General features: G+C 48.2%; 3 protein-coding genes. 2 read left to right on the top strand and 1 reads right to left on the bottom strand.

All coding sequences use genetic code 11. From position 1 onward, the window contains the following. Together FO442_RS18800 and FO442_RS00010 are read left to right on the top strand one after the other, a co-directional pair. A partial coding sequence (locus FO442_RS18800; RefSeq protein ID WP_222101956.1) for a hypothetical protein occupies positions 1-185 on the top strand: 185 nt, incomplete at its 5' end. Continuing rightward, entirely contained in the window at positions 172-567 is a 396-nt protein-coding gene (locus FO442_RS00010) for an endonuclease domain-containing protein (protein WP_144331082.1), read from the top strand. The genes FO442_RS18800 and FO442_RS00010, both read left to right, overlap by 14 nt. A 287-nt stretch (positions 568-854) precedes the next feature. Here the strand turns inward: FO442_RS00010 and FO442_RS00005 are convergent, their stop codons facing one another. Continuing rightward, complete coding sequence (locus tag FO442_RS00005; protein WP_144331081.1) at positions 855-1,544, bottom strand: hypothetical protein; 690 nt, start codon at positions 1,542-1,544, stop codon at positions 855-857. Between the last annotated feature and the right edge of the window lie 343 nt (positions 1,545-1,887).

Raw genomic sequence — 1,887 nt, 5'->3', positions numbered from 1 at the left:
GGGGATGGCTAGCGTGGGCGTCCTCCACACAACCGGCTGCTGCCCTAATCGGTCTTCACGCCACCCCTCTTTATCTCCCCTCAAGGGGAGAGATTGAAACCGTCTCCTCCCTCAAGGGGAGAGGACTTGAGATCCACTTGCTATTGTTGATTTTTCTGCTTAAATTAATTTATGAAAACATTTAACCATAATCACTACAATCTCAAACTGAAAGAATATGCCCGTGAATTACGGACTGAGACTGTTTCCAAGGCTGAAAAGGTAATCTGGAAAGGATTGCTCTCGAGGAAACAAACCGGGGAACGCTTTCTGCGGCAACGCCCTATCTCTCACTTTATCGTGGATTTCTTTGCCCCTGAGATCGGGCTGATTATTGAGATAGACGGGAATTCGCATGTCAACAAGGGAAATTATGACCGCTACCGCGAAGATAAACTGGTTTCGCTGGGTTATACGCTGATCCGCTTTACAGAGGGTGATGTGATCTGGAATATGGATGTGGTTTCGGAACAGGTGCGGCATGTGATTCATGTTTTGAGAGCGGGGATGTCTTCTTCTTCCTCCTGATTCTCACGCCACCTCCCCTAACCCCTCCTCAAGGAGGGAGATTTCAATTCCCCCTTTGAAGGGGGATAAAGGGGGATGGCTTGTGTGGCCGTCCTCCAAGCGATACGCCAGCCACCTCCCCTAACCCCTCCTCAAGGAGGGAGATTTCAATTCCCCCTTTGAAGGGGGATAAAGGGGGATGGCTTGTGTGGCCGTCCTCCAAGCGATACGCCACCCCTCTCAATCTCCCCTCAAGGGGAGAGGAAAACAAAAGTCCCCTTGGCTTAACCAAGAGGACTTTCTTCACATTAACCTGCGGGAGCTAAGGGTTCATCTCCCCTGCTTCCCTTACTACCATAGTCAATGGTGATGCGGGCGCTGTTGTAGGCTTCAAAAAAGGCCGAGTGCGACTGTTTGAACACCAGGATGAGCCGGTCGAGTTCTACCTGGAGCAACTCGTTGAGTTCGTGTTCCAGGTCTTTGATGGACTTGGTGATCCCTTTCCGTTTGATGATGGCCTGGCGGGTGCTGTTGTTTACCTCGCTCACGGTTTCCAGGAGCGGGATGAGTTCATCGAGGATCTGCGTGGTGACTCCGTAAGCGGATAATTGCGTTCCGTAGGTATCCATGTCTTGTTTCAGTTCGGCGCAGCGGGCTGCCAGTTGGTTGAGCCGCAGGCCGTCGAGGTCGGTTTTGGTGAGGCTGTTGCGTTCCCGCAGCAATACATCATTGGTGGCGCGGCCCAGCAGGAAGAGTGCGTACTGCACCAGTAGCATACGCTCGCGCAGATCAGTGATGCGCAGTCTTTTATCGATGGCCACACCGGTGGTTGCGCCGAGTTGTTCGGTGACACGTACCCGGAGCAGGTTCAATTTTGTTTCAAAAGCTGCTTTAGCACTTACAAACGCCGGTATTCCCTGCCAGATTGTTTGCTGATCGTTTAAAACCGAAAGTACACTCCCGTACATGTTCAGTTTGTTTGCGGTGGATTTTTTCATTGTTCCAGTTATTAAATGGTTAACAACTCTATTAATGAAAAATGATGCCAAACTATTGTTTATCAACCGTTAAGAGACGTTAATAGAGGCAGTTAGTTGAGCAAAGTGTTCCCAGGGGCTTTCAAAAGGTGGTTTTGAATGAACTAAAAAATTAATCCGGTTTGCTGCACACGAACAAAAGTTTGCGTGAGATTGATGTAGGTGTAAACTTCCCTAAAAATGTAAACTTCCCTAAAAATCAGACAGTTTAAAAATATAGATTTAAATTGTCAGAATTATGAAAAAATCGAGATTTACAGAGGCTCAGATTGTAAGTATTTTAAAGGAATACGAAGCCGGTAAG

The sequence above is a fragment of the Fluviicola chungangensis genome, assembly GCF_007558725.1.
In the GTDB taxonomy this organism is placed as follows: Bacteria; Bacteroidota; Bacteroidia; order Flavobacteriales_D; family Crocinitomicaceae; genus Fluviicola; species Fluviicola chungangensis.
The sequence above is the reverse complement of the archived record's forward strand: the minus strand, read 5'-3'. Positions and strand labels throughout refer to the sequence as shown.

What these genes read in the sequence shown, in the direction of transcription:
- FO442_RS00010 (WP_144331082.1), top strand. Translation starts at nt 172, where the DNA reads ATGAAAACATTTAACCATAATCACTACAATCTCAAACTGAAAGAATAT.
- FO442_RS00005 (WP_144331081.1), bottom strand. Translation starts at nt 1,544, where the DNA reads ATGAAAAAATCCACCGCAAACAAACTGAACATGTACGGGAGTGTACTT.